The 26,129-nt window shown below is 43.0% G+C and carries 21 protein-coding genes; 8 read left to right on the top strand and 13 right to left on the bottom strand.

All coding sequences use genetic code 11. From position 1 onward, the window contains the following. Positions 1 to 155 precede the first annotated feature (155 nt). Both ACNORC_RS11350 and ACNORC_RS11345 read left to right on the top strand, forming a co-directional pair. A complete protein-coding gene (locus tag ACNORC_RS11350) occupies positions 156 to 2,969 on the top strand; it encodes a gluzincin family metallopeptidase (protein WP_418335760.1) in 2,814 nt (937 codons plus the stop codon). Positions 2,970 to 3,160: 191 nt separating this feature from the next. Next, on the top strand, positions 3,161 to 5,575 hold the full coding sequence (locus ACNORC_RS11345; RefSeq protein WP_418335759.1) for an alpha-ketoacid dehydrogenase subunit alpha/beta: 2,415 nt from the start codon (positions 3,161 to 3,163) through the stop codon (positions 5,573 to 5,575). A gap of 64 nt (positions 5,576 to 5,639) precedes the next feature. Here ACNORC_RS11345 and ACNORC_RS11340 read toward each other — a convergent pair whose 3' ends face one another. The 4 genes from ACNORC_RS11340 to ACNORC_RS11325 form a co-directional block, all read right to left on the bottom strand. Beyond that, entirely contained in the window at positions 5,640 to 6,125 is a 486-nt protein-coding gene (locus ACNORC_RS11340; protein ID WP_418335758.1) for a hypothetical protein, read from the bottom strand. A 135-nt stretch (positions 6,126 to 6,260) separates the two neighbouring features. Continuing rightward, positions 6,261 to 7,772 (bottom strand): PH domain-containing protein, encoded by a 1,512-nt coding sequence (locus ACNORC_RS11335; protein ID WP_418335757.1) that lies wholly within the window; start codon positions 7,770 to 7,772, stop codon positions 6,261 to 6,263. Next, positions 7,765 to 8,295, bottom strand: a complete 531-nt coding sequence (locus ACNORC_RS11330) for a PH domain-containing protein (protein ID WP_418335756.1) — start codon at positions 8,293 to 8,295, stop codon at positions 7,765 to 7,767. Before ACNORC_RS11330 ends, ACNORC_RS11335 begins: the two co-directional genes overlap by 8 nt. Then, a complete protein-coding gene (locus tag ACNORC_RS11325; RefSeq protein ID WP_418335755.1) occupies positions 8,283 to 9,122 on the bottom strand; it encodes a 1,4-dihydroxy-2-naphthoyl-CoA synthase in 840 nt (279 codons plus the stop codon). Before ACNORC_RS11325 ends, ACNORC_RS11330 begins: the two co-directional genes overlap by 13 nt. A gap of 160 nt (positions 9,123 to 9,282) precedes the next feature. Between ACNORC_RS11325 and ACNORC_RS11320 the strand changes: the two genes are divergently transcribed. Further along, positions 9,283 to 9,762 (top strand): hypothetical protein, encoded by a 480-nt coding sequence (locus ACNORC_RS11320; protein ID WP_418335754.1) that lies wholly within the window; start codon positions 9,283 to 9,285, stop codon positions 9,760 to 9,762. Here the strand turns inward: ACNORC_RS11320 and ACNORC_RS11315 are convergent. The 4 genes from ACNORC_RS11315 to ACNORC_RS11300 are packed head-to-tail and all read right to left on the bottom strand — an operon-like array spanning position 9,750 to position 13,986. Continuing rightward, positions 9,750 to 10,580 (bottom strand): CvfB family protein, encoded by an 831-nt coding sequence (locus ACNORC_RS11315; protein WP_418335753.1) that lies wholly within the window; start codon positions 10,578 to 10,580, stop codon positions 9,750 to 9,752. The two genes, ACNORC_RS11320 and ACNORC_RS11315, sit on opposite strands and share 13 nt — an antisense overlap. Positions 10,581 to 10,636: 56 nt before the next feature. Beyond that, on the bottom strand, positions 10,637 to 12,370 hold the full coding sequence (gene menD, locus ACNORC_RS11310; protein WP_418335752.1) for a 2-succinyl-5-enolpyruvyl-6-hydroxy-3-cyclohexene-1-carboxylic-acid synthase: 1,734 nt from the start codon (positions 12,368 to 12,370) through the stop codon (positions 10,637 to 10,639). Positions 12,371 to 12,424: 54 nt separating this feature from the next. Then, positions 12,425 to 13,561, bottom strand: coding sequence for a chorismate-binding protein (locus ACNORC_RS11305; RefSeq protein ID WP_418335751.1), 1,137 nt, complete (start codon positions 13,559 to 13,561; stop codon positions 12,425 to 12,427). A gap of 2 nt (positions 13,562 to 13,563) precedes the next feature. Beyond that, complete coding sequence (locus ACNORC_RS11300; protein WP_418335750.1) at positions 13,564 to 13,986, bottom strand: PaaI family thioesterase; 423 nt, start codon at positions 13,984 to 13,986, stop codon at positions 13,564 to 13,566. 46 nt (positions 13,987 to 14,032) lie between these two features. Here ACNORC_RS11300 and ACNORC_RS11295 point away from each other — a divergent pair, with 46 nt between their 5' ends. Beyond that, on the top strand, positions 14,033 to 14,674 hold the full coding sequence (locus ACNORC_RS11295; protein WP_418335749.1) for an alpha/beta hydrolase: 642 nt from the start codon (positions 14,033 to 14,035) through the stop codon (positions 14,672 to 14,674). Positions 14,675 to 14,727: 53 nt separating this feature from the next. Here ACNORC_RS11295 and ACNORC_RS11290 read toward each other — a convergent pair whose 3' ends face one another. From ACNORC_RS11290 to dnaK, 4 genes are all read right to left on the bottom strand, one after another. Beyond that, entirely contained in the window at positions 14,728 to 16,029 is a 1,302-nt protein-coding gene (locus ACNORC_RS11290; protein WP_418335748.1) for an amidohydrolase family protein, read from the bottom strand. A gap of 8 nt (positions 16,030 to 16,037) precedes the next feature. Then, a complete protein-coding gene (locus ACNORC_RS11285) occupies positions 16,038 to 17,390 on the bottom strand; it encodes an amidohydrolase (protein WP_418335747.1) in 1,353 nt (450 codons plus the stop codon). 11 nt (positions 17,391 to 17,401) lie between these two features. Next, positions 17,402 to 19,075, bottom strand: coding sequence for an amidohydrolase family protein (locus ACNORC_RS11280; protein WP_418335746.1), 1,674 nt, complete (start codon positions 19,073 to 19,075; stop codon positions 17,402 to 17,404). 266 nt (positions 19,076 to 19,341) lie between these two features. Beyond that, the gene (gene dnaK, locus ACNORC_RS11275; RefSeq protein ID WP_418335745.1) at positions 19,342 to 21,270 is read right to left on the bottom strand and encodes a molecular chaperone DnaK; all 1,929 of its coding nucleotides are present in this window, start codon (positions 21,268 to 21,270) and stop codon (positions 19,342 to 19,344) included. Positions 21,271 to 21,504: 234 nt separating this feature from the next. Between dnaK and ACNORC_RS11270 the strand changes: the two genes are divergently transcribed. The 3 genes from ACNORC_RS11270 to ACNORC_RS11260 all read left to right on the top strand — a co-directional run bounded on the left by ACNORC_RS11270 (position 21,505) and on the right by ACNORC_RS11260 (position 24,658). After that, positions 21,505 to 21,798, top strand: a complete 294-nt coding sequence (locus ACNORC_RS11270) for a putative quinol monooxygenase (RefSeq protein ID WP_418335744.1) — start codon at positions 21,505 to 21,507, stop codon at positions 21,796 to 21,798. An 85-nt stretch (positions 21,799 to 21,883) separates the two neighbouring features. Next, positions 21,884 to 23,308 (top strand): L-serine ammonia-lyase, encoded by a 1,425-nt coding sequence (locus ACNORC_RS11265; RefSeq protein ID WP_418335743.1) that lies wholly within the window; start codon positions 21,884 to 21,886, stop codon positions 23,306 to 23,308. Positions 23,309 to 23,653: 345 nt separating this feature from the next. After that, positions 23,654 to 24,658 (top strand): alcohol dehydrogenase, encoded by a 1,005-nt coding sequence (locus ACNORC_RS11260; RefSeq protein WP_418335742.1) that lies wholly within the window; start codon positions 23,654 to 23,656, stop codon positions 24,656 to 24,658. A 79-nt stretch (positions 24,659 to 24,737) separates the two neighbouring features. Here the strand turns inward: ACNORC_RS11260 and ACNORC_RS11255 are convergent, their stop codons facing one another. Beyond that, a complete protein-coding gene (locus tag ACNORC_RS11255; protein ID WP_418335741.1) occupies positions 24,738 to 25,220 on the bottom strand; it encodes a Cif family virulence factor in 483 nt (160 codons plus the stop codon). Positions 25,221 to 25,285: 65 nt separating this feature from the next. Between ACNORC_RS11255 and panB the strand changes: the two genes are divergently transcribed. Next, the gene (panB, locus tag ACNORC_RS11250) at positions 25,286 to 26,104 is read left to right on the top strand and encodes a 3-methyl-2-oxobutanoate hydroxymethyltransferase (protein ID WP_418335740.1); all 819 of its coding nucleotides are present in this window, start codon (positions 25,286 to 25,288) and stop codon (positions 26,102 to 26,104) included. Positions 26,105 to 26,129 lie beyond the last annotated feature (25 nt).

Below are 26,129 nucleotides of genomic sequence, written 5' to 3'. Positions count from 1 at the left end.
AATATGGAACAGAAAAGAGCGGTACTCAAAAAGTACCGCTCTTCTTTTACCTAAAAAACCTTAAAATCAAGTGAAGAAAGCTTATCTTTAAAGAGCAAAAGAATATCTTCACGCTGCAATAAGTATATGAACTTCATACTCCCCTGAACATCAATTTGATCAAGAGAATCTTTATAGTGCTTTTTATGAACCTGCTGTGTATCTCAGGTTTTGCCCAACAGGCTACTTCTGTAAAAGCCGTGCTGTACGATACTATTCGATCTCTACACATCAGGCAGACCCTGGAGTACCGAAACCTGAGCCAGGACACTCTCTATGAGGTCTACCTCAATGACTGGATGAATGCCTTTTCGGATACCAGAACTCCTCTGGCGAAAAGCTTTTTTGAAAGCTACGATCGTAATTTCCATTTTGCGCGCGACGAAAAAAGAGGAAAAACCACGATTAATACCATCACCAATTCTGAATATCAGAATGTGAGTTGGCAACGTCCTCTTTTCAATCCCGATCTTATTAAGGTAGTTCCCGAAGAGCCTATTCCTCCCGGAGCGAAATACATTTTGAATCTCAATTACAGTACTAAATTTCCAAGCGCAGATTTCACCCGATACGGATACTACGGAAAAGGGCAATACAAATTGCGATACTGGTTCATTACTCCCGGAGTTTATAAGGACGGGAAATGGCAGGTTTACAGCCATAAGAACATGAATGATCTCTATCATCCCAAACTTGACCTGGAAATCGAACTTACCATTCCCTCCAATCTTTCTGCAATCTCGCCCTATAAGATGGAGAAAATTGAACATGAAGATGATGTGAAGACCGTGTTCTTCAAGGGAGAGGAGCGTTTGGATACAGACCTGTACCTTACTAAGGATGTAATTTTTGACGCAATTCAAACCGAAAATGTTGACGTCCTTACTAATATAGATGATGGAATTAATCCGGCATTGAAGACGATGCTCGTCCGCAGGATAATGGGTTTTCTTGGGGAAAATTTAGGATCATATCCTCATCCTATTATTCTCTCTACGAAAGAGAACTATGCTGCAAGTCCGGTCTATGGACTCAATCAGCTGCCCAGTTTTTTACGTCCTTTTCCTGACGGATTTAACTATGAACTGCAACAGCTGAAAGTACTTACTGAGAACTATCTCAAAAATTCCCTTATGCTGAATCCAAGGGAAGACCAATGGATATACTCTGCCATTCAGACCTACCTGATGATGGAATACATCAAGGAGTTTTATCCTGATCTTACCTTGTTAGGAACTCTCAGCGACTTCTTCGGAATTAGATGGTTCCACGCCGCCGATCTGGATTTTAACGATCAATATCCCCTGCTGTATCTTTTTATGGCCAGGAAGAATCTTGACCAGCCATTAACCACCCCTCAGGATTCTCTTATCAAATTCAACCGGAACCTTGCGAATCCATATAAAGGCGGTGTAGGTTTAAAATATTTAAAAGCCTTTCTGGAAGACAATACGGTAGAAAAATCTATTCAGGAATTTTACTCAGAATATCAATTGAGGCCTGTGTCGCCACGTGATTTTGAGAAAATTCTGGAAGAGAATGCAGGCAAGGATATTTCCTGGTTCTTTGAGGACTATGTCAACAGCAATGAGAAAATAGATTTCAAGATCAGGACGCTTAAGAAAAAAGACGATTCCCTTGAAGTTACTATCAAGAACAAATCTGAGAATGGAATGCCGGTTCCGGTGTATGGGCTCAATAAAGGAGAGATCGTCTATAAAACCTGGGTGGAGCACGCCAATCGTTTTAAAAGTGTAAAGATCCCTTCGAAAAGAGTGCACACGGTTGCTGTAAACTATGAAGGAATAGTGCCCGAAGTCAATCAGCGAAACAATTACAGAACGGTGGGCGGGATAATGAACAAACCCTTTCAATTCCGCCTTTTTAAAGATATTGAAGACCCCAGGTATAATCAAATATTCTTTATGCCGCAGGTGGAGTATAACCTTTATGACGGCCTCGCCCTGGGGCTAAACATGTACAACAGGACCGTTCTCGATAAAAATCTGGAGTTTGAAATAGCACCACTATATGGAACCAATAGTCAAACCTTGGTTGGTAGTGCAAGTATTAGTCATCAGATATTTTTCGAGGACGATGATCTGTATGCGATCAGGTATGGACTCAGCGGTAATAGATTCTCCTATGGGTATGGGTTATTTTATCAAAGGTTTACTCCCTTTCTTACCCTTTCTTTCAGAAGTTCTTATTTACGAGAGAGTAGGAAAGAATATATCATGGTGAGAAATGTGAATGTGTTTCGTGATGAAAATCCTGATGTTCCATTAAAGATACCTGATTACAGTGTGTTCAATATCAATTACACCTACAGGAATCCTGGATTGGTAGAGCATTTTGGGGGAAATGTGGATTTTCAGCTCGCTAAAAAATTCAGTAAATCTTCGGTTACGCTTGAATACCGCAGGCTACTAAAGAACGACCGGCAGATCAATTTCCGCTTCTTTGGAGGTGCTTTTCTGTACAATGATCTTCCCGGGTCAGATTACTTCAGCTTTGCCCTTGACAGGCCTACAGATTACCTGTTCGACTATAATTACTACGGAAGAAGTGAAACCAGCGGACTATTCAGCCAACAGATCATCATGGCTGAAGGTGGATTTAAATCAATGCTCAAACCAGAGTTTGCCAACCAGTGGATCACCACCGTCAATAGCAGTGTCACTATCTGGAAATGGATCTACGCCTATGGCGATGTGGGTCTTGTAAAAAATAAATTTAAACCTGCAAAGTTCCTTTTTGACTCCGGTATCAGGGTCAGCCTCGTTCAGAACTATTTTGAACTTTTCTTCCCGGTCTATTCCAGTGACGGATTCGAGTTTTCTGATGATCACTATGATCAGAAAATCCGTTTTATAGCAACATTGGATCTTAAAACCCTTTCAAGCCTTATTACCCGTGAATGGTTCTAAAATTTGACCAGTCATTTTCCGATTTTCAATTTTCATATTTTTAAGGAATCCTCAATAATGGCTATTTGATTATGAAAAAAGGAATTTTTACCCCTGATTAATCATAAAAAATCATTTTATTCTCATTTTTTTGAATTGTGATTAATCATAGTTTTTGTTACATTTGTAGTTACTAAACACGACTATTTTTTATGCAAAGCGAAACCCATTCTAAAAGCGAAATTTCTTTTGAAGATTTTAAGGATCAGGTGCTTAATGATTATAAACTTGCTGTAACCAGCAGGGAATGTAGCCTACTTGGAAGAAGAGAAGTATTGACGGGAAAGGCCAAATTTGGAATTTTTGGTGACGGAAAGGAAGTACCACAACTGGCCTGGGCTAAGGTATTCCAAAATGGGGATTTTAGATCTGGTTATTACCGCGATCAAACTTTTATGATGGCCATTGGAGCTTTGAACATCCAGCAGTTCTTCGCAGGATTATATGCCACGACAGACATTGAACAGGAACCAAGTTCCGCAGGAAGACAAATGGGAGGACACTTTGCTACCCATAGCCTTCAGGAAGACGGGACCTGGAAAAACCTGATGCAACAAAAGAATTCCAGTGCAGACATCTCCCCTACTGCAGGTCAGATGCCGCGTCTTTTAGGATTGGCACAGGCCTCCAAGATCTACAGAAATGTGGAAGGCCTGGACGCTGAAAAATTCTCTGATAACGGAAATGAAATCGCCTGGGGTACCATTGGAAATGCCAGTACCAGTGAAGGCCTTTTTTGGGAAACCATAAATGCTGCAGGAGTGCTGCAGGTGCCAATGGTTATGAATGTGTGGGATGATGAGTATGGAATTTCAGTTCATGCAAGACATCAGACCACTAAAGAAAATATTTCTGAAGTACTTAAAGGATTCCAGCGCGATGACGACCATAACAACGGTTATGAGATCTTTACGGTTAATGGCTGGGATTACCCTTCTCTGATCGAAACTTACGAGCAAGCCAGCCAGTTGGCTCGTCAAGAACATGTCCCGGTACTGATCCATGTTCAGCAGTTAACTCAGCCACAGGGACACTCTACGTCAGGTTCTCACGAACGCTACAAGAGCGAAGAAAGACTTCAGTGGGAACGGGAACACGATTGTAATGTAAAAATGCGCGAATGGATGATCTCCAGCAACATTGCAACCGATGAAGAACTTCAGGAAATAGAAAAAGAGATCAAGAAGCAGGTAAGGGATGGCAAAAAAGCCGCCTGGGAGGCTCACACTTCCCCTGTAAAGAATAAACAGAAGGAAATCCTTCCGTTGCTTGAAAAAGCTGCAGCAGCGAGCGCCAACAAAACTTTTATTCTTCAGCTGAAGAAAGAACTGACAGAAAATAAAGAACCTCTAAAAAAGGATCTTTTGGTGGCAGCCAGAAAAACTTTACGCTACCTGATAGGTGAGAATTCTGAAGCTAAAACTGAATTGATCAACTGGATCGAATCTTTTACTAAAGAAACTCAGCCACAGTACAGCAGCCATTTATACAGTGATTCAAAGTTTAAAGCTTTAAATATAGAAGGTTCGGTACCCACTTATGATGAAAATTCAGAAGAAGTAGATGGGCGCCTTATCCTTCGTGATAACTTCGATAAGATCTTCGGAAAGTATCCTGAAACCCTCATTTTTGGAGAGGATACAGGAGAAATTGGAGATGTGAACCAGGGACTTGAAGGTCTTCAGGAAAAGTACGGTGAACTTCGTATTTCTGACACCGGAATTCGGGAAGCTACAATTCTGGGTCAGGGAATTGGAATGGCAATGCGCGGGTTACGCCCTATTGCCGAGATCCAATACCTGGATTACCTGTTATACGCCTTGCAGATCATGAGTGATGATCTTGCGACGCTTCAGTACAGAACTGCCGGAAAACAAAAGGCTCCGCTAATTGTAAGAACACGTGGGCACCGACTGGAAGGGATCTGGCATAGTGGTTCCCCAATGGGTGGAATTCTTAACCTGTTGCGCGGGGTCCATGTCCTTGTACCAAGGAACATGACTAAAGCAGCCGGTTTCTATAATACTTTACTAGAAAGTGATGAACCCGCTCTTATTGTAGAATCTCTGAACGGTTACCGACTGAAGGAGAAAATGCCAAATAACCTTGGAGAATTTAAAACGCCTCTTGGAGTGGTAGAAACGGTGAAGGAAGGAAGTGACATCACCCTGGTAAGTTACGGTTCCACTTTAAGAATCGTTGAACAGGCTGCAAAAGAACTACTGGAAGTTGGAATAGACGCTGAGGTGATCGATGTACAGTCACTACTGCCTTTCGATCTAAACCACGATATCGTGAAAAGCGTTGAAAAAACAAACCGTCTTCTGGTGATCGATGAAGATGTTCCGGGAGGAGCTTCAGCATTTATCCTGCAAAAAGTTCTGGAAGAACAAAACGCCTGGAGATATCTTGACAGTAAACCCGAAACATTGACAGCGAAAGAACACCGTCCAGCCTACGGAACTGATGGAGACTATTTCTCAAAACCTTCCATTGAAGATATTTTTGAAAAGGTTTATGCTACCATGCATGAATCAAATCCTGCAAAGTTTCCGAAGCTTAGGTAAGTGAATCTGAGAAATAAAAATAAGACCGTGAGGTTCCAAAAATGGGAATTCACGGTCTTTTTATTTAATTGCCCCAGCTAAAATGAGACATTTCGAAGCCAACGAAACAATCATCCTGGCATAGATCAGGAACATATCCGCACAGGGAAATAACTCCCTGCTTGTTGGTGTCAAAATAGATTGTATTTCTATCCGGATCAATACTCATATAATCCCTGAGGCAGGTTTCATACAACTCATCTATGGTTTTAGGAGGCGCCCCTTCTGAATTAGATCCAAGGCTATTTTGATCTTCTGTAAATGAAAAGAGAACAGTTCTGGAACCATCTTCTTCTGAGATCATAAACTGCTCGTATGAGCGGGTTAGAACTTTTCCTTTTTCAACAGATATAGTAGTTTCACCACCAAGGTTGGTTACTGAAATTTCTAAAATGGAATACTGATAAGTATCTTTGTGGCGGGCTTTGAGCTTCAACCATAATTTACTGCTTTCGGTAAAATTGTACCCGCTTTCCCCTGTTACGATCAAATTTTCTCTTAATGCATCCATACTACAGGAAGTAAAAGCCATTAATAAGATAAGCCCCCCTGCAAATTTCCCCCTACATTTCATGATCGCCGCCTTTAAAATTTCACCTATTAAGGTACTAAAAACGAAGGCGTGGTTTCGAACTTTAACAGGCAATTACATCCACGCTTTTTCTGTGGATTCGATCTTGTAAAGAAGAAAATTTATAAGGGGTGTAACCTTCTCTTTTTTTACCATTTTAAAAGGAACATCGCCTGCAGCCGAGTGAAAAGTGAGATTTACAATGCCCCGGCTCTTGTACCATAAAGGTTGCTGAATAGATAAAGACTGCAACCTGTAACTTTCGATATACTGTTCCCTTTTGATCCATACTCCGGAATATTTCACTAAAAAATCTTCGGAAACATCCAGCTTCAGGCTCTTAAAATAGAAATAGTTGTAAATCGCCATGAGCACCAGGTAAACGCTGGCTATAAGACCCAGATAGCCGGTGGAAAAAACATCTCTGTAAATATATCCCAGAACCAGCCCGATCAACAACGGCAGTAATCCGCGGGAGATCTTCCTTATCAGAAGGTATTTTGTGGGAAGAACAAAATAGTGACCGGAAATGGTCTGTTTATAGAAGAACTCTTTTACCTGCTCCACCACTTCTGGAGGCAGGCCTGGAATAGTGATCTGCCCCTTTTGAAGGTCATTTTCACTACTGGCCAAAGCAATTTTCATTTTGTACAGCCCTAACTTCTTTTGTATGGGATTGGTGAGCACCTGCATCAACTGAATACGCCGGGCCTTCAAATTAACTCGTGTATTGTTCCGCAGCCCCATTTCCACCTGCAGGGTATCCTTAAATTTCTTGATGTTAAGATCGTAGTACTTAATGATGGTTTCGGAAACGGTTATGATCATTCCCAGCAGGATCAAAAAAAGGATAAGAAGTAACGTTCCGCTTTGGGCTATGAATTCCGAAGTAACAGGCATTTCACCGGGTAAGCTGTCCTTTAGAAAGAACTGCTCCCGCAGGGTGAAATAAAATGCAAACAGTATACTGACGCCCCTTAAATAGTTGCTGGTCAGGCCCAACTTCACAAGAGTAATAAGTCCTACATGATGTTCCCATTCAGGGGTCCCTTTAATTGAAGTCACCTCTTCTGAAGATTCTTCAGTTTCAGTATTATCTACTAATCCATCATGCTTCTTTGCCAGGCTCATCAATTGATCGGCCAGCTCATTTGCCTTTTCCCGTGAAAGCGCTTTGATCTCTACTTCCTTTTCCTGACTTCCCGCCGTTTCCACTACTACGCTGTAAACTCCAATAACCCGCTGAAGAATATTGCGCTTAAAGTTCACCTGCTGAATTTTCTCAAAGGGAATATTTAGAACATCTGACGAAAAAACCCCTTTTTGAAGCACAAACTCACGGTTCTTTTCATCAATATAAAATTTGAAATTCAGGTAATACAGTATGCTGTAGCCAAGGGTAAGAAGGAGTACCACTACAGCTCCAAAAATGGCAAATAATAAAGTCTTCGTATTTACATCTCCCACGAGAAAATACACTCCCAGCACCCAAAGGCTTCGGGTAAGCTGATACAAAGAAGTCCCAAAGATAAGAATGAGACCTACCTCTGACTGCCGCTGGGGTTGTGAGAAGTCAAAATCAGGCATGGCCGGAAATTCTGGCAGAGATCTCCTCTTTCAGGGAGGTAGCATTATCCGGAAATAATCCCGGCACACTCACATCGCTGCCTGAACCACCGGCAGTATAGACTTTTAGAGTAGCCAGGTTCAGCAATTTATCCAGAAAAGAGCGTTCTACCGAGACATGCTGAATGCGGTTGAAAGGAACAATGGTAGTTTTTTCAAACAAAAAGCCACGTTTATAGATCACATCCTTTTCCCGAAGAGCATAACCATTTCTTTTCATCAACTGAATATTGGAGAAAAAAGACCATCCAAAGAGCAGGATCCATACAGCTGCCGCGAACCATAAATAAGGACGAAAGGGTTCAAAAAAGGTAAAGGCCACTGTCAATACCACAAGGAAAAAGAGGGCTGAGATCAAGGTGCCAATGTTGAGTTTCCATAGGAATTTTGGAGCAAGTGAATGCAGCTGCACTTCCTCATAGGCAGGAAGTGAAGCTACATTTAACTTTATATTCGAAAACTCTTCTTTGGCTATGGGATCCATTTCTTTTCAAAATTTGGTTTCCTTTTTTCCAAAAAGGCATTTCTTCCTTCTTTCGCCTCATCGGTCATATATGCAAGGCGCGTTGCCTCACCGGCAAATACCTGCTGCCCAACCATCCCGTCGTCGGTAAGGTTCATGGCGAATTTAAGCATTTTAATGGATGTCGGTGATTTCGCAAGTATCTCCTGAGCCCACTCGTAAGCAGTATCTTCTAGTTGATCATGCGGAATTACCGCATTGACCATCCCCATTTCATAAGCTTCCTGGGCCGAATAGTTCCTGCCTAAAAAGAAAATCTCCCGGGCTTTTTTCTGTCCCACCATTTTTGCCAGGTAGGCAGATCCATACCCCCCGTCAAAACTGGTCACATCGGCATCGGTCTGTTTAAAGATCGCATGCTCCTTGCTGGCAAGGGTAAGGTCACACACCACGTGCAAGCTGTGACCTCCTCCTACTGCCCACCCGGGAACTACCGCTATCACAGCCTTTGGCATGAATCTGATCAAACGCTGCACTTCAAGAATGTTCAGGCGGTGCATTCCGTCTTCCCCAACGTATCCCTGATGGCCACGGGCTTTTTGATCACCCCCGCTACAGAAGGAATATACCCCGTCTTTCGGAGAAGGTCCTTCCGCAGAAAGTAAAACCACCCCAATGGAGGTGTCTTCCTGCGCATCGTAGAAAGCGTCGTAAAGTTCACTGGTGGTCTTAGGTCTAAAGGCGTTTCTCACCTCAGGACGGTTAAAGGCAATGCGTGCGACCCCATTGCATTTTTTATAGGTAATATCTTCGTATTCCTTCGCAGTTTTATAATCCGGTTTATTCATGATTTCTAATTTTACGTAAAAATAGAGTTTTTCAGAGTAAAATTCAGGCATTTTGACTCAAGCTCTTATAAGAACAGCCGCAGCAAGTAAAAATTCTGTGACTCAACTCTCTGTTTTAAAAAATTGTACGATTTTTGAGAATAGTTAGAAAAGAGATTTCATGAAGAAGTTTTTATACATCTTTCTTACCTTCATTGTTGGCACCACTGTCTACGGCCAGGAAGTTCAGGGTCTTGAAAGTCTGGCTATTCAAAAAAAGGAAATTCCCAGCCTCTCTTTTCTCGCTCCGCAGTTGCCCTTTCCGGGCCTCACCCTGACAGAAGTAGACTTCAGCAAAAAAGAAGTAAAACGGGAAGTGAACCTGGTGGCAATGATGGAACGGAAACGCTTTGAACAGGAAAGCTCTTACATTGAACTGGAATCTCCTTTTGTAGGATTAAGCAGCGGAGAAAAAGCAATGATCGAGGTGACCAACGGTCTACATTTTCATGACAGGGGCTCCAATTATGATTACTTTACCGGAAAAACTAAAAATCCGGCCCTGCGCGAAGCACAAACCGGATTATTCAATGGCAGGTATTCCCCGCTTACGGGCCAAAGTAATATTTCGCCCTATTACTATTCTCCTTATTTAAGATAGATCCCGTTATCTTTCAGGTCTACGATTCGTTGTTTATACAGACTCCCAATAGCCCTTTTAAAGCTCTTTTTGCTCATATGCAATTGCTCCTGTATCTCTTCGGGAGACGACTTGTCAGTTAATGGCAAAAAGCCGCCTTTGACCTCAAGAAGGCTGAGGATCTCCTGCGCGTTGGGTTCGATACTTCGGTAACCCGGTCTTTGAAGGGTCACATCGATCTTTCCATCGGGACGGGTTTTTTTGATATAACCTTCCAATCGATCACCCGTATGCAGGTTTTGAAAAACTTCCGCATTATATAATAAGCCCTGGTGCAGTTCATTTATAATGACATTCCAACCAAGATCTGTAGGGTTGCTCACAATAAGATTCACTTTTTCAAAGGGCTCAACGGTGAGTTCAGAATTATCGAGGAAATTATTCACTTTGCTGGAACCCGCCAGTCTGCCGGTGAGTTCATCAAGATAACAGAATACAAGATACCTGTCCCCTTTTCGCATTTTGCTGGCCTGCTCCTTGAACGGGACAAAAAGGTGTTTTTCAAGACCCCAATCCATAAAAGCACCAATATCTGATACTTCCACGCATTTCAGGTAACCGAACTCATCCAGTTTCACAAATGGCTTCAGGGTTGTAGCTACCGGCCTTTCCTCGTGGTCAAGATATACGAACACTTCGATCTCATCTCCCAGCTCAAAACTTTCCGGTTTGTATTTGTTAGGAAGCAGCACTTCATTTTCATCATCATCCTTCAGGAACAATCCCGGTTCTGTATCCCGGTCGATCTTTAAAGTATGGTATTCACCAATAGCAAGCATATTCAAAATTTTAGTGCAAAGGTACTTTATTTTAACGGCTTTTCACGTGCTGCAGTTTAGTCCTTCATAAAGCTGAAATACTTCAGCAGCACTTCATCATTCACTTTACGCGGCGTAAAAATCTCCAGCAACCTTGGTTTTTCTGAAGTGTCAAAAAAGCCATTTAAATGCTTCTCTATTTCTTCGGAAGTCTTTGCCGAAGCATATTCAAATCCGTAGAGATCGCAAATGGGTTTTGCGTTCAGGTCGTGTACTGTTTCGAAATAGGTATCGAAGGTTTCCGAATTTTTATCGCCCGGCAGAATCCTGAAGATCCCTCCGCCCTGGTTATTGAGAATGATGATCCTGTAGTTCTTCGGAATATAATTGTTCCACAACGCGTTACTGTCGTAGAAAAAGCTGAGATCCCCGGTGATCATTAACACTGGTTCTTCAGCAGTCATAGCTGCACCAACAGATGTAGAGATGCTGCCATCGATTCCACTGGTCCCGCGATTACAGTATATCTTAAGGCTGCCATCCCAGTTAAACAGCTGTGCATACCTTATGGTGGAGCTATTCGCCAGGTGAAGCACGTGATCTTTTGGCATTTTTGGCACCACCAGTTGCATGGCCTTAAGATCGGAATATGGAATTTCATTCATATATTCCTCATGCCGCTTCTGCCTTCTGCTTCTCACCTTTTTCCAATACGGGCCATAGGTGCTTTCAACTTCTGTTGTAAGCGGAAAAAAGTGTGCGAAGAAAGAATTGGCCGAAGTCTCAAAATGTTTGTTAAGGCAAAAGAAGGTATTATATGCCTTTTTTGGATCCACATGCCAGTGCTGCTTCGGTTGATAATTCCTTAAAAATGCCTTGATCTTTTTCGAAACTATCATTCCGCCGAAAGTGAGAAGAATATCCGGTCTTAAAGCGTCAAAAAGTTCTTCCCGGTTCTCATCTTTTTCAATAGGACCTATGAGCGTGTCTATGCGGGTGAAAAAATCAGGTTGCTGAATATTGGACGTGGTTTCGGTAAAAACTATCACGGAATCGTCTTTCGCAAGCTCATCCAGGAATTTTTGCTCTACCGAATTAGGCTGCTCCACTCCTACTATTACCATTTTCCGTTTGGCGCGGTTCCAAAGATCGGCGTAGGCTTTAAGTTGATTTTCGGAATATGTTCTTTCAATGATCTCCGGCAGGATCTGTAACGGGTCCACCTTCACACCTTCCATGAGATCGTATAAAGGCTCATAGAACGGCACATTGATATGCACCGGACCTTTCCCCTCAATAGCTTTATTTAAAGCCAGGTTGATCTCCCTTTCATTGTGTTTTTGAGATTCGAACTGCTTTTGCTGCAACTTTTTGTCTTCCGCAGCATTTTCCAGCACAACTTCAGAATGAAGGTTAGCCGAATACAAAATATGGTTCTCAAAAACGTTCTTTTGACGAATGGTTTGTCCATCGCCAATATCGATGCGTTCGATGGGCCTGTCGGCAGAGATCACGACCAGCGGAATATCGCTGTAATAAGCCTCGGCCACCGCCGGATAATAATTCAGCAAAGCCGATCCTGAAGTACAAAGTACGGCCACCGGCTTTTGCAGCTGCTGGGCCATTCCTATTGCAACAAATGCGGCGCAGCGCTCATCAACAACGCTGTATGTTTTAATATTCGGATTGTATGCAAAACCGTTGGTCAAAGGAGCATTTCTGGAGCCCGGGGAGATCACCACATGGTGAATGCCTTTAGCTTCACAAAGCGCAACTATAGACCGGGCTACGGGTATTTTTGGGTATTTCACTGTAATAATTTTACAGACCTCACAGGTCTTCAAGACCTGTGAGGTCTTTTATTTTTAAAATAACACTTTTTTCATGGTCTGGGATTTATTCACCGTTTCTTCCCATTCAGCTTCGGGATCGGAATCCTTGGTTATTCCGCCGCCAACGTAAAGATACGCAGCATTTTCCCTCAATTTCATGCATCGCAGGTTCACGAATAAAGCTGTTTTCTTTTTCACGGTGCGGTATGCCAGGTTTTCTACATTTCTTTTATTGACAGAGCGGCTCGTACTGTTTTGCAGGTTGAGCTCGCCTAAAAAGCCGGTATAGAACTCCCTGTCATAATTCTCTTCAGAAAGTATAAAATTTTGGGCTTTTTCCTTCTGAAGTCCGCAAACCGCCGGTGTAGGATGCAGGGCTTTGATGATCTCACTGAGATTTTCTCCTGCAGCCAGTCTTCCCGAAATATCTGTTCTAAGATGCAAAAGGTTTCCTGCTCTGGCGGTGTAAACTTCTGAGCTCTTGAGTGCGCTCGAGCTGACACCAAGCTTTTTAAGATCTTCCACAATGGAATCAGTCACATACTGCTGTTCCTGCTTCTCCTTTTCTCCCCATTCCACTTCCATAGTCCCCTGAAATTTTTGGGTTCCTGCAAGTGCCATAGTTTTAAAATTGCGTCCTTCCACCTTCAACAACGTTTCGGGAGTTGCTCCCAGCCAAAGTCCGGTTTCGGGATGATACCACAGGTAGACAAATGCGGTGGAATAGGAATTCAGCAGTTCCTTAAAAAGTTCAAATGGTTCAGGCTGCTCCAATTCCACCTTCTCTTTTCGGCTGAGTACCACCTTTTGCAGGTTACCGGAATTGAGTTCCAAAAGCCCTTTTTTGACCAGGGAGATGTGCTTTTCTTTATCTGCTTCGGATGGATTTAAGCGTTCTGATCTTTTTTCTTTTTCCGGAATTTCAAAATCTCCCTGCTGCTCAAAAATGAGTTTTTCGGAAGCTTCTTCGGGAATTAGTACGGCCTTTTTACGGGTGTCAAAAGGGGCAAAAACAAAGCCTGTTTCCGAAAGATCTTCAGAAGTAAAGAAGGTATCCTCCTTCTGCAAAAAGGATTGTATCGTTCTTTCCCCGGGTTTACGGTAGGCAACAAAAGGTAAATTTTGATCGTACTGCTTCCGAAGCCGCCCGAAAAAAATAGCTTCATCCATTGCTATTGCTTCTTTTTAGGTAAAGTAATGGTGGTAAGCTTCACCACCGAAATAAGGTTTTCATCTGCATCTGTAATGCGAATATCCCACAGCTGGGTGGTTCTGCCCTTATGAAGATACCGGGCCTTGGCGTAAACAAAGCCTTCAGAAATACTTTTTAAATGGTTGGCAGTTATCTCAATTCCGCGGACATAGAAGTGCTCTGTGTCTAAAAAAACAAAGCTGGCCATACTGCCAACTGTTTCGGCCAGGGCCGCAGTAGCGCCCCCATGGAGAACCCCGTCCGGCTGATGTACCCGTGGCGTCACCGGCATTTTTGCCACCACATAATCATCGCCTACCTCGGTAAACTCAATTTCAAGAGTTTCCATAAGCGTGTTCTGGCACATCTTTTTCGACACCTCCAGCATTTCCTCCTTGGTCATAGTAAATAGATTGGTTACTTTGTAAAAGTACAAAACCACCTGAACAATGATCAACGAAAAAGAGGTTTCTTACCAAACCCGCAATACTTACAGCATGCTGAACGAGCGTACGGCGAAAACCAAAAACGTGTGGGTGGTCTTCCACGGCATAGGTTATTTGAGCCGGTACTTTTTGAAATACTTTCGTCACCTCAACCCTGATGAGAATTACTTCATTGCTCCGCAGGCTCCTTCCAGGTACTACCTCAACGGAAAGTACGAACATGTTGGCGCCTCCTGGGCCACTCGTGATAACACCGAAATAGACATTGAAAATGTAATGGCATACCTCGATGAGATCTATAAAACGGAAGATCTTGAAAATGCACCAAACCTGATTCTTTTTGGATATTCCCAGGGAGTCTCGGTAGTTACTCGCTGGTTGGCCCGCCGAAAGCTCAATTGTTCCCACCTTATACTTAATTCCGGGAGATTGCCGAATGAATTAAAAGCATCCGATTTTGCCTTTTTTGAAGGGAAAGTCAGTTTCGTGTATGGCACCGAAGATCCATACGTCAACAGGGAATTTATCGAGAATGAAGAAAAAAAGATCAGGGAACTCTTTCCGAAAAACCTGAAGTTCGTTCCGTTTGATGGCGGACATGAGGTGAATAAGGACGTAATACAACAGATCACAGAAGAAAACTAAAAAGCAGCATCCGATGGATGCTGCTTTTTCTTAAATTCTTAAGTTCTGAAAATTTATTTTTCCAGACCCGGACTTCTTTTCAGGAACTCCTCATACAACTGGGTATGCCTGCTCACCATTGGGATCTTCCAACCATTGATGAAAACATGTTCAACATCTGTAGAAGTTTCAAAAGGATCTCCGGTAGAGACAAACAGGGTTGCCTGCTTTCCTTCTTCAATGGATCCTAATTTATCGGCAACCTGAAAAATTTCCGCAGGAACAATGGTGATCGCTTTTAGAGCTTCCTCCTTAGACATTCCGTAGGCCGCTGCAAAGCCGGCATTGTAAGGCAGGTTTCTTACGTTTTCAGCATCCATGGTTCGAATCGCTACTTTCACTCCTGCCTTTTTCAGCAAAGCTGGATTGGAATAAGACCTGTCATACCTGTCATAGTCTCTGGAAGGTGTGCTCAATGTTGGGCCAACCACCACAGGCACATTTGCTTTCGCGATCTCATCAGCCACTCTGTGACCTTCTTCCACCCCGGTGAGAATTGCCTTGATATCCTTTTCTTTGATCCATTTTAAAGCATTTTTGATATCATTTGCAGAATTCACTTCAATAAGTAACGGAACTTTCTTTCTGTAAACCGGTAGAAGGGCCTTCATTTCAGGATAGTAGTCCATAGAGACAGAGGTTTTTCCCACGGCTTTGACGCTGTCCAGTTTATGGTACTGGGCTATTTTCTCCCAAACCTCCTCAAGCTCCTTCATTTTCTTTTCGGTATCCTTCTCAATTTCCTCTTTGGAACGTTTGTCCCACCAGCCTCTTTTTCCCGAAGAGGGGAAGTTCATCACAGGTGCAGAAAATCCGGTACTCATTTGTTCCGGAGTGTATCCATGCAGATTGATGAGTGCCGCCGTTCCCGGAAACAAACCTCCTGAAGGAACTGTCAAAGCAGTAGTAACTCCGCTAACCCTCGTTACGGGAATAAGTGCCGAGTTAGGATTCACTGCGGTCAAGGCTTCCATGTGCGGAATAACATTTCCAATTTCCCTGAAATCAACGGTACGATCCACAGCACTTACCTCAATAAGCCCAATGCGGGTACCGCCATCGATCATTCCGGGGTAAATATGCAGATTTGAACAGTCAATTACTTTAACATCAGCATCAAAAGAGTCCATTTTTCCGATCTTTTCGATCTTTCCATCCCTGACAAGTACTGTGGTATTTTCCATAACACCTTTTGTCACAGTATGGACTGTGGTATTTGTAAGGGCAAAAGCGCCATATTCAGCTTTCGGACTTTGGGCAAAAGAATTTCCAAACCCCGTTATTATTAGAAAGAATAGTATTAATATTTTTTTCATGATCGTCATTATTGATTTAGTAGCCATTCTGTATTAGCCATACACTTCTCCTGCTCGGTTCTTAAACGCATCACATCCACTTCTTCGGAAGGATTTACATAAATACGCATATCGTCTCTGTCTTCTTTAACATCAAAATACTTCACCCCGTCTACGAAAGTCATTTGAGGTACCGCATAAATTGAAAGCGGATGATCATTAAAGATGACAATATCCCCATCTTTACCTTCTTCCAAGGAACCTACTCTATCGTCGATCCCAAGTTGTTTTGCTGGGTTCAGAGTAATTAGTTTTAAAGCTTCCTCATCTGAAAGATCTCCATACTTCTGGGTTTTTGCAGCTTCATGATACAAGTGCCTGATCAATTCACCACTATCAGAATTGATCGAAGTCAACACTCCATTTCGGGTTAGAATTGCAGCATTGTAAGCTGTAGAATAGTACACCTCAAATTTGTAGGCCCACCAGTCAGAAAAAACTGAAGCCATGGCGCCAAATTCTGCTATCTCGGGTGCTACTTTAAATCCTTCATTCACGTGTTGAAAAACCAATTTTTTGATCCCATAATCCTTGAACACATCCATGAGCATCAGGATCTCATCTGCACGGTACGAGTGGCAGTGAACAATGATCTCTCCTCTAAGAATATCCGCAATCACTTCTTTTCGAATGTCATAAGCAGGAGGAGCTCCTTTGTAGCCTTTTTTCCCTTTGTTAGCATTGTATTCATCCCCGGCCTCCATATACTCCTTAGCTTCAGAAAAAGCTCTTCTAAAGACCTGCTCCACTCCCATTCGGGTGCGGGGAACTATATCGCTTCCTTCGCCATGTACGCGGGTTGGATTCTCTCCCAAAGCAAATTTGATGGTTCTAGGCGCTCCATCCATACGAATATCATCCATCTTTACAGATCCCCAGCGGTGCTTTATAGTTTCATTCTGACCACCAATAGCGTTTGCTGAACCGTGCATGGCATGAGAAACAGTTACTCCCCCGGCAAGGGCGCGATAAATTGAAATATCAAATGGATCCAAAGCATCACCCACCCAAACCTCAGCAGTCACGGGGCTCGTGGCTTCATTTACAGCATCCAGCGCAATATGGGAATGAGCATCAATAATGCCCGGCATCACGTATTTACCGGTAGCGTCTACTACTTTCACTCCTGAAGGGGCACTTATTTCTTTGCCAATCCTGGCTATCTTTCCATTTCGTACAAGAACATCTGTATTCTCAAGAGTTCCCTGTGTAATGGTTATGATGGTCCCATTTTTTATCAATACATCACCTTTCTTTTTCTGAGCCCACATATTGCCGAGAAAAAGCTGAAGCATGATGACAAGAATAATTTGTTTTTTCATTTTTATTGAAATTATAATGTTTTTGATTTACTCCTTAATTGCGGAACCTTGAATCCTTCTATAGGAAAACTTTCTCCTCCTCCGTTTAGGGAACCTTCAAAAGAATCACCCTTTACTGTAAGGCTTGCCTCTACTGTCAATGCCTGACCCTGAAAAACCACATTGAAATTGAAAGTGATCCTGTCTTTTGTCACCAATAGATCATTTAAAACGCTTTCTTCGGAAGTAAGGGTATTCGAAATGGTTCCGGAAAGTTCACCGTTGTCCTCCTTTTTCAGGATCAGCGTTCCGGTCATTGGTCCGCCCGGAGTAGTAGACTCATAAGTCCATTCTCCTGCCACAAGTTCGATCGTAGAGGCATCTGCTTTTTTGGCCGCTTTGAGGTCCTTCTCAAACAACACTCCTTCTACCATAATGTATTTTATCTTCGCATCTTTTGAAAAATAGGGCTTGTTAGAAATAATAAGGTTGGCCATTTTTCCTGTCTCAACAGTTCCTGCAGTCCTTTCCAATCCCAACATAGATGCCGGGGTGGTGGTAAGTGCTGCCAGGGCTGCATCCTCAGATAAGCCTTGCTCCACCATTTTCTGCAGATTTTTTTGAACATCTCCCGGTTTTACCTCCAGGCCAGAAAAAGCGAATGGAATTCCGGCGGCGGCAAATTGGCCCATTTGTCCGTAGTATTTCTTCATGAAATTCTCTCTTCTGGACTCGAGCATTTTCTTTTCTTCGGAAGCTTCTTTAGTTGCTGCGGAATCTTTTTTGGTTTCTTTCCACTCCGGAAGGTCCAGACTGAATTGTACAGCAGCACCCGAAGATTTTATGTCGTCCATAAGATCCCAGCCTTCTTTCAGTTCGGTAAGTACAAGTTCGAAATCCAGGTCTTTCTTCAGTAACATAGCTCTTTGAGCTTCCAGAATATCCTCTGCCTTGAACAGAACCGGGATCTTTTCTTCTATCACCGGGTAAAAGGCTTCCAGAACAACGTCATGTACCGGTCTCTGCCTTCCTGAGGGATCTTTATCATAAGATGCGCTGTATTCCTGAGCCTGCTCTGCTCTCCTGAAAAGCTGTCGGTATTCTGCCATGACACCCAGGATGGTTGCAGGATACATTCTTTGCGCTCCATCAAAGGTGGCTAAAAGACCCGTCCCCGATTTCAAGACAGAGCCATTTTTATTGTTTTCTTTCAATAAGATCACAGACGCTGTTCCCGGAAGCATTCCTCCTTTAGGAGCGGTTTGAGCAATAGTAAATCCTACATCACGCCAGCTCTCAATAGAATTGTCTTTGGCGTCAAAAAACTGGTAAACTTTTCTTTCGGGAGTAATTCCTGCAAAATCATTGGGAGGATTACCCGGATCCTTAACCTTGGGGGTATCCTTCTTCTCCGGCATTTTTATTCCGGAATGAGACAAGCCAAGGATAAATCCCGGATAAAGATACAGGCTATCTGCTTTAACGACACGGGCTCCCGCCGGCACCGAAACATTTTTTCCCACAGCTTCAATGATACCGTCCCTCACCAGCACGGTTCCATTTTCAATGATCTTTCCCGGCTGCGGAATAATTGTAACATTAGTTACCGCCACAGTCCCGGTCACAGGCGCCAAAGGATCATCCTGTGCTTTTATAGAATTAAATGACAAGAGGACAATGAAAACTGCCCAGGTAATTTTCTTCATGTTGTTATTTTTTGGATTTACAGTTGCTGAAGATAAAATAAAAAAACAACAAAGAAAATTTCAGAAAAGAACCCAAGCCCTTGCTTTTTTCGTAAGATCTCAGCTGCCCTTTTGCGGTTATAGCAATCTCTTTATTTTTTTGATAAAAAAAAACGCTGCCCCCGAATAACCGGGAGCAGCGCTTTTAAATTTATTTGAAGCAGATCCCTCCTTACGTCGGGATAAGCGATTCACAAGGTTTTGCTATAGCAAAACCTGTTCTCTGCTTATTTTACTTCTTCGAAGTCTACGTCTTCTACATCATCACCTTGCTTAGAGTCACCTCCGGCTTCTCCTCCGGCAGGTCCTCCCTGGGCTCCGGTTGCACCTTGTTGTGCACCACCCTGAGCTTCGGCTTGAGCTTTGTACATTTCTTCGGAAGCTACTTTCCATGCCTCATTGATCTTGTCTAATGCAGGCTGAATAGTTTCTACTTCTTTAGTCTCGTAAGCTTTCTTCAACTCTTCCAAAGCGTCTTCGATTGGCTTCTTCTTGTCATCAGAAAGTTTATCTCCAAATTCTTTCAGCTGTTTTTCAGTCTGGAAGATCATAGCATCAGCTTCGTTCAGCTTATCTACTTTTTCTTTGGCTTTCTTATCGCTTTCCGCATTTGCTTCAGCTTCTCTCTTCATTTTTTCGATTTCTTCTTCAGTAAGTCCTGAAGATGCCTCGATACGAATGTCCTGAGATTTACCGGTAGCTTTATCGGTTGCGCTTACTTTGATGATACCGTTGGCATCAATATCAAAGGTTACTTCAATTTGAGGGGTTCCTCTTGGCGCTGGTGGAATTCCATCTAAGTGGAATCTACCAATTGTCTTGTTATCTGCCGCCATTGGACGCTCTCCCTGTAACACGTGGATCTCAACAGAAGGCTGATTATCGGCCGCAGTAGAGAATACCTGTGATTTCTTGGTAGGAATAGTAGTGTTGGACTCGATCAATTTAGTCATTACACCTCCCATAGTCTCAATACCAAGAGAAAGCGGAGTTACGTCAAGAAGCAATACATCTTTTACATCACCGGTCAATACACCACCCTGGATCGCAGCACCAATTGCTACTACCTCATCCGGGTTAACCCCTTTAGATGGTTTTTTTCCGAAGAATTTCTCAACCTCTTCCTGGATCTTAGGGATACGGGTTGATCCACCCACAAGAATTACCTCGTCAATATCACTTTTTGAAAGTCCTGCATCGCTAAGCGCTTTTTGAACAGGATCCATTGAACGCTTCACCAGAGTATCTGCAAGTTGCTCGAATTTTGATCTTGTAAGAGTTTCAACAAGGTGCTTTGGTCCGCTTGCAGTAGCAGTTACATATGGCAGGTTGATCTCAGTTTGAGAAGAAGACGAAAGCTCGATCTTCGCTTTTTCCGCAGCTTCTTTCAAACGTTGAAGTGCCATTGGGTCTTTTCTCAAGTCAATATCTTCTGCTTTTTGGAAGGTATCGGCCAACCAGTCAATGATCACCTCATCAAAATCATCACCACCAAGGTGAGTGTCTCCGTTAGTAGACAATACTTCAAATACTCCGTCTCCCAATTCAAGGATAGAGATATCGAATGTACCACCACCAAGGTCATAAACAGCAATCTTCTGGTCCTGAGATTTTTTATCAAGTCCGTAGGCCAGTGCAGCTGCAGTTGGCTCGTTGATGATACGTCTCACTTTTAGACCAGCAATTTCCCCGGCTTCTTTTGTAGCCTGGCGCTGAGAGTCATTAAAATAAGCAGGAACGGTAATAACCGCTTCATTTACATCCTGTCCAAGATAATCTTCAGCTGTTTTCTTCATTTTTTGAAGGATCATTGCTGAAAGTTCTTGTGGAGTATACATACGACCGTCTACCTGAACACGTGGAGTGTCATTATCTCCTTTTACCACTTTGTAAGGAACTCTTCCCGCCTCTCTAGAAGACTCCGAATATTTGTTCCCCATAAATCTTTTAATGGAAGAAATGGTTTTCTCAGGGTTAGTTACAGCCTGACGCTTTGCAGGATCTCCTACTTTTATTTCACCTCCTTCTACAAAAGCAATTACAGAAGGAGTAGTTCGTTTTCCTTCGGCATTAGGAATTACCGTTGGCTCGTTCCCTTCCATTACGGCAACGCACGAGTTGGTAGTACCTAAGTCGATTCCAATAATTTTACTCATAATTCTATAGGTTGTTATTTGTTGTTTCCAAAATTTTTAATCAACCACTTAAAGTCAATCATTATGCCACCGGAAATTATATGACAGGATGTCATAATCCCAAACCTTCTAAATTTATCTCTATTATGACCACCTAAAGGTTTAACAGGAAATTGAAATTCAAAACCGTATTATTTTGTATTTTATAATGCCCTTCGAAAAGCTGAAAGTTTCACTATTTAAAAATTAGAGATTATGGTAACCAAAGGATTACTCGCAACAGTTCAAGCGAAGGAAGGAAAAGAAAAAGATGTAGAGGATTTTCTAAAAAGTGCAGTAGATCTAGCCAAAAAAGAAGACAAGACAGTTGACTGGTTTGCCTTTAAAATTGACAGCAACACCTTCGGCATTTTTGACACTTTTAATCAAGATGACGGCAGGGAAGCACATCTGAATGGTGAAATAGCCTCTCATCTCATGGCCAATGCAGACACACTCTTAAAAACTCAACCTTCAATTAAGAAAATTGACATTTTAGGCAGTAAATAAACACATTTCGAATTCGCAATAACCCGTTCTTTTTAATTTCGCTTTCTGTTTTCGAATATTTACATTTGCCGGCTAAATAATAGGAATGGAAAGTATCAGCGTTTTTGACATGCTAAAAATTGGAGTGGGCCCCTCCAGTTCCCACACCCTTGGCCCCTGGCGTGCCGGTGAACGATGGATAAAAGAACTGAAGGAATCCAATAAGTTCGACCTCGTAGAAGGCGTGACCATTAATCTATATGGCTCCCTTTCCCTTACCGGAAAAGGGCACGCTACAGATCTTGCTTCTCTCCTTGGACTTTTAGGCTATGATCCTGTCACCATTCCTGTAGAGAATATTGATCCCGAGATCAACAACATCAAAACTTTTCACCGTTTGAATCTTAATGGCGAGCGTTCTATTGATTTTGATTTCGAAAACGATTTAGTCTTTAATAAGAAGTTCTTGCCATTCCACCCTAACGGAATGAAATTTACTGCACGACTTTCTACCGGCAAAACCACCTCTTCTACCTTTTATTCTATTGGCGGTGGATTTGTGGTAAAAGAGGAGCGAAAAAGGGCAAAAAGACAGCTTGAAAAATTTAAGGAATTCCCTTTCCCAATTGTCAAGGGCACTGACCTTGCCAGATTCTGCAAACAGGAGAATAAGAAGATCTCTGAGATTGTCTATGAAAACGAGAAATCCCTTCGCTCTGAAGTAGAAATAGACGCCGGACTTACAGCTGTATGGAATGTCATGTTGGAATCCATGTACCTTGGCTGTCATACCGAAGGTACCCTTCCCGGAGGACTCAATGTGCGCCGCAGGGCTCCTGACTCTCACAAAAAACTCATTGGAGATTTTAAATACAATACTCCGGAAGAATGGATCGAAGTAATTCGAAAAACGGAAGTTAAATTCCGTTCTATTCTAAAGTGGGTGAGCTGCTTTGCGCTCGGAGTGAATGAAGTAAATGCCTCTTTGGGAAGAGTTGTCACTGCACCCACAAATGGTAGCGCCGGGGTTATTCCCGCGGTGCTTATGTATTACCTCACGATCGAAAATCACGACGCCGGATTCGAAAAAATAAAACAATTCCTCTTGGTGGCCGGAGAAATTGGCAGCCTTTTCAAAAAAGGTGCTACGATTTCAGCTGCTATGGGTGGCTGTCAGGCAGAGATCGGGGTTTCTTCCTCAATGGCTGCAGGTGCTTTGGCCGAAGTTATGGGAGGTACTCCCGAACAGGTGATGATGGCCGCGGAGATTGCCATGGAACATCACCTCGGACTCACCTGTGATCCTATTGCCGGACTTGTTCAAATCCCTTGTATCGAGCGAAATTCGATGGGTGCGATCAAAGCTATTAATGCAGCCGAAATGGCCCTTGACGCCGACTCAATTCATGCCAAGGTCCCACTTGATAAGGTTATCGAAACCATGTGGGAAACTGCCAAAGACATGAACTCCAAGTACAAGGAAACCTCAGAAGGCGGACTTGCAGTGAGGGTGAGTTTGAGTGACTGTTAACCACCCCACCCTTTGGGCACCCCTCCTTTAGAAGGAGGGGACACTATGAAGTCGCACACGTCTCCTCTGCCTGGCGGCAGGTGTTGAAACTAATGTGCAGTAAGAACAGTGCATTTTTCTGTCCCAGAAAAGGTGAACCGCAATTTTAGAAACAGATGCCTCCAATGATGGAGGACTCCTGTGTAAAATATCTCAAAAAGGTCCCCCTCCTTCCCAAGGAGGAGTGGATCCGCCGCAGGCGAAGACGGGGTGGTTAGTACTCCCTTTCCTACCTGCCTTTAACTCAGTATTATAACTCTCCCCCTTTAAATTTCAATATCTTCTGCTTCATAAAAAACTACATTTATGAAAGCAGCACAGGTACAGGAAAAAGGAGGAGATTTTGTCATAGTTGAACTCGATAAACCCAAACCCGGTAAAAAAGAAGTCCTTATTAAAGTGGAAGCCTGTGGCATTTGTCACAGTGACGCCTTTGTAAAAGAAGGCGCCTTTCCGGGAATCGAATATCCGCGTGTACCGGGACATGAAGTAGTTGGTATTATTGAAGAAGTTGGTGAAGATGTAAAGATGTGGGAGAAAGGTCAGCGCGTGGGCGTGGGCTGGCATGGCGGACATTGTTTTGAGTGCGATCCCTGCAGAAGAGGAGATTTCATCAACTGTGTGAATGCGCAGGTAAGCGGGATTTCTTATGACGGTGGTTACGCTGAATATATGACAGCGCCACAAGAAGCCATTGCCGCAGTTCCCGAGGAACTTTCTTCAGCAGAAGCTGCTCCCCTTCTCTGCGCCGGAATTACAGTCTATAATGCATTGCGGAATTCAGGAATAAAACCGGGTGACCTGGTGGCAGTTCAGGGAATTGGAGGTCTCGGCCACCTTGCAATACAATATGCAGTAAAAATGGGGATGCGTACAGTAGCAATTTCTCACAGTGATAGCAAGAAAGATCTTGCCGAAAAATTGGGCGCCCAACACTTCATCAATACCGAAAAAGAAGATCCTGCCAAAGCCCTTCAAAAATTGGGTGGTGCAAGGCTCATCCTCGCAACTGCACCCGTAAGCAGTGCGATCACAGCAGTAGTTGATGGATTGGGAATTGACGGTAAACTTCTCATGGTAGCCGCAACAGGAGAGCCTATAGAAGTATCACCAATGCAACTCCTAATGGGCAGAAAATCACTTTCGGGCTGGCCTAGTGGTACCGCTAAAGATTCTGAAGACACCTTACATTTCAGTGCTCTTACCGGCACAGTTCCTATGATAGAAGAATTTCCTCTTGACAAGGTCAATGAAGCTTATGACAGAATGATCAACAACAAAGCGCGATTCAGAGTGGTTCTTAAACCATAATTCATTGGCAGATGCAATAATAAGAGCATTAAAAAAAGCCCTTTTTGGAAGGGCTTTTTTGATCTTCGGAAGAAAGTTTTTACTTCTTAGCTATATCCTCACAACCTTCTTTTCTTCTGGTATCGATAAGGTAGATGATCTTCCATTTCCCGTTATCTTTAAAGAGCTGAAAGTTATTTACCCCGCAGTGACTAAAAGCAGAGTTGATATATAAAGAATAAGGTGTCCAGGCGTTCGCCATTTGTCCGTCAACCTTAATATCATATCCGTGGAGCACTTCCTCAAAAGATGTCTCCAGCGGAATTGACACGATTCCTTTCAACACTTTATGAATATCCTCATGATGTAATTTTATCTCTCCGGTTTTCGCTTTTCCTATTGTTTGAACCACCACATCATCAGCTAAGACAGACTTCATCACTATGGAATCCCTGGCATGAAAACCTTCAAAAAAGGTTTCAATAGTTTTCTTCACCTGCATTTCTTCAGAAGATTGTTGAGCTAAAACAGGAGCTGAAAAACAAAAATTGAGTAAAAACAGAAAGGATAATCTTTTTAACATTTTTGGATTGTTTTGAATGTAGAAGCCGAATTTAGTACTTTTACCGGAATCTTAAAAAATCCTACATGTCAGTCGCGAAGAAAGAATATAAAAGGATCACCACTAAATCGTTGGTGGAGATGAAGTCTCAGGGAGAAAAGATCTCCATGCTTACTGCCTATGATTACTCAATGGCTAAGATCATTGATGGTGCGGGCATAGATGTGATCCTCGTAGGGGATTCTGCCAGTAACGTAATGGCAGGTCACGAAACTACACTTCCTATCACCCTTGACCAGATGATCTATCACGCGGCCAGCGTAGTGCGCGCCGTGGAGAGGGCTCTCGTAGTTGTTGACCTTCCCTTCGGAAGTTATCAAAGTGACCCGAAAGAAGCTTTGAGATCAGCCATCAGGATCATGAAAGAAAGCGGCGGACATGCCGTGAAACTGGAAGGCGGTAAGGAAATAAAAGATTCTGTAAAACGTATTTTGAACGCCGGAATTCCAGTAATGGGCCACCTCGGATTAACTCCGCAGTCCATCTATAAATTCGGAACCTATACGGTTCGTGCCAAGGAAGAAGCCGAAGCTGAAAAGTTGAAGACCGATGCTTTAATGCTTGAGAAAGCAGGGTGTTTTGCCATTGTACTGGAAAAGGTGCCTGCAAAATTGGCCAGAGTAGTTGCTGCCAGTCTTACCATTCCGGTGATTGGGATTGGCGCCGGAAACGGGGTGGACGGTCAGGTTTTGGTAGTACATGACATGATCGGGATGACCCACGAATTCAATCCGCGGTTCTTGAGAAGATACCTGGACCTGTATTCTGAAATGACCAAAGCTTTCGAGCAGTATCGGGATGACGTGAAGAATAAAGACTTCCCTTCAGACGAGGAACAGTATTAAAGTTAGAATATAGAAGTTAGAGCTT

It is taken from the genome of Salinimicrobium soli, assembly GCF_048323655.1.
GTDB classification, from domain to species: domain Bacteria; phylum Bacteroidota; class Bacteroidia; order Flavobacteriales; family Flavobacteriaceae; genus Salinimicrobium; species Salinimicrobium soli.
The sequence above is the reverse complement of the archived record's forward strand: the minus strand, read 5'-3'. Positions and strand labels throughout refer to the sequence as shown.

Bases quoted from the DNA above. Each gene is read 5' to 3' on its own strand.
- ACNORC_RS11295 (WP_418335749.1), top strand. From the start codon at position 14,033: ATGATCAACGAAAAAGAGGTTTCTTACCAAACCCGCAATACTTACAGC.
- ACNORC_RS11320 (WP_418335754.1), top strand. From the start codon at position 9,283: ATGAAGAAGTTTTTATACATCTTTCTTACCTTCATTGTTGGCACCACT.
- ACNORC_RS11265 (WP_418335743.1), top strand. From the start codon at position 21,884: ATGGAAAGTATCAGCGTTTTTGACATGCTAAAAATTGGAGTGGGCCCC.
- ACNORC_RS11255 (WP_418335741.1), bottom strand. From the start codon at position 25,220: ATGTTAAAAAGATTATCCTTTCTGTTTTTACTCAATTTTTGTTTTTCA.
- ACNORC_RS11345 (WP_418335759.1), top strand. From the start codon at position 3,161: ATGCAAAGCGAAACCCATTCTAAAAGCGAAATTTCTTTTGAAGATTTT.
- ACNORC_RS11300 (WP_418335750.1), bottom strand. From the start codon at position 13,986: ATGACCAAGGAGGAAATGCTGGAGGTGTCGAAAAAGATGTGCCAGAAC.
- dnaK (WP_418335745.1), bottom strand. From the start codon at position 21,270: ATGAGTAAAATTATTGGAATCGACTTAGGTACTACCAACTCGTGCGTT.
- ACNORC_RS11285 (WP_418335747.1), bottom strand. From the start codon at position 17,390: ATGAAAAAACAAATTATTCTTGTCATCATGCTTCAGCTTTTTCTCGGC.
- ACNORC_RS11270 (WP_418335744.1), top strand. From the start codon at position 21,505: ATGGTAACCAAAGGATTACTCGCAACAGTTCAAGCGAAGGAAGGAAAA.
- panB (WP_418335740.1), top strand. From the start codon at position 25,286: ATGTCAGTCGCGAAGAAAGAATATAAAAGGATCACCACTAAATCGTTG.
- ACNORC_RS11340 (WP_418335758.1), bottom strand. From the start codon at position 6,125: ATGGATGCATTAAGAGAAAATTTGATCGTAACAGGGGAAAGCGGGTAC.
- ACNORC_RS11315 (WP_418335753.1), bottom strand. From the start codon at position 10,580: ATGCTTGCTATTGGTGAATACCATACTTTAAAGATCGACCGGGATACA.
- ACNORC_RS11335 (WP_418335757.1), bottom strand. From the start codon at position 7,772: ATGCCTGATTTTGACTTCTCACAACCCCAGCGGCAGTCAGAGGTAGGT.
- ACNORC_RS11305 (WP_418335751.1), bottom strand. From the start codon at position 13,561: ATGGATGAAGCTATTTTTTTCGGGCGGCTTCGGAAGCAGTACGATCAA.
- ACNORC_RS11290 (WP_418335748.1), bottom strand. From the start codon at position 16,029: ATGAAAAAAATATTAATACTATTCTTTCTAATAATAACGGGGTTTGGA.
- ACNORC_RS11325 (WP_418335755.1), bottom strand. From the start codon at position 9,122: ATGAATAAACCGGATTATAAAACTGCGAAGGAATACGAAGATATTACC.
- ACNORC_RS11330 (WP_418335756.1), bottom strand. From the start codon at position 8,295: ATGGATCCCATAGCCAAAGAAGAGTTTTCGAATATAAAGTTAAATGTA.
- ACNORC_RS11260 (WP_418335742.1), top strand. From the start codon at position 23,654: ATGAAAGCAGCACAGGTACAGGAAAAAGGAGGAGATTTTGTCATAGTT.
- ACNORC_RS11280 (WP_418335746.1), bottom strand. From the start codon at position 19,075: ATGAAGAAAATTACCTGGGCAGTTTTCATTGTCCTCTTGTCATTTAAT.